The organism is Bacteroides sp. AR20 (assembly GCF_964250605.1).
Taxonomy (GTDB): Bacteria; Bacteroidota; Bacteroidia; order Bacteroidales; family Bacteroidaceae; genus Bacteroides; species Bacteroides uniformis.
On sequence record NZ_CAXUGK010000078.1, the window covers coordinates 1 to 742 of the forward strand.

1 protein-coding gene is annotated in these 742 nt (G+C 41.6%); it reads left to right on the plus strand.

Annotation, left to right across the window (positions count from 1 at the left end; translation table 11 throughout):
• A partial coding sequence (locus ACESTD_RS18445) for a transposase (RefSeq protein ID WP_373159103.1) occupies positions 1 to 516 on the plus strand: 516 nt, incomplete at its 5' end.
• Positions 517 to 742 lie beyond the last annotated feature (226 nt).

Genomic DNA, 742 nt, shown 5'->3' on the forward strand with positions numbered 1-742 from the left:
ATAAACCAGCTTGTAGAAGAGATTGAATTGCAGCAACGACACAAGGACGAAGCACAGGAAAAGATGACTGCACTATGCATGGAGTGGTTTCCTCAAGAAGTTGAAAACCTTCAGACTATACCGGGAGTGAAAGAACGTAGTTCGACCTCAATAATAGCAGAAATAGGAACAGACATGACACATTTCCAGACACCAAAGAAATTGGTGTCATGGGTGGGGCTAAGACCCCGTAACGAGGAAAGCGCTGGCAAAATCAAGGCACGAGGTATCACACATGGTAACAGGTTTGTAAGAAAAACCATGATTGAATGTTCATGGGGAGCTGCACGTATGAAAGATTCATTTTTCGCAGAATTCTCATACAGGCAATGTATCGAAAGAAGAAAGAACAAGATGAAGGTGCAAGTAGCTATTGCGAGAAAAATACTTGTTGCAGTATGGTATGTACTTAGTCAGGGAACTCAGTATATCAAACCAACAGATCATTATACGGCAACCGATATGACTGCCGTATAATGATACAACCGTCCGTTACAAGGTCAATATATTTGTGGTGATTATATCCCGTTTTCGCAAAGTGGCTATCGTTTCGGACGGAGTAGGACACCCGGTTGAGTTTTAATCTCGAAGAGGAAATGTACATAATTGTTCATTGTTCCGACTATAATCGGAACTGAACCGTCATGCAGTAGTGCAAGGAAAAAAGATGTAGAAAGGAATAGACACTCGTTTCCACTCACAA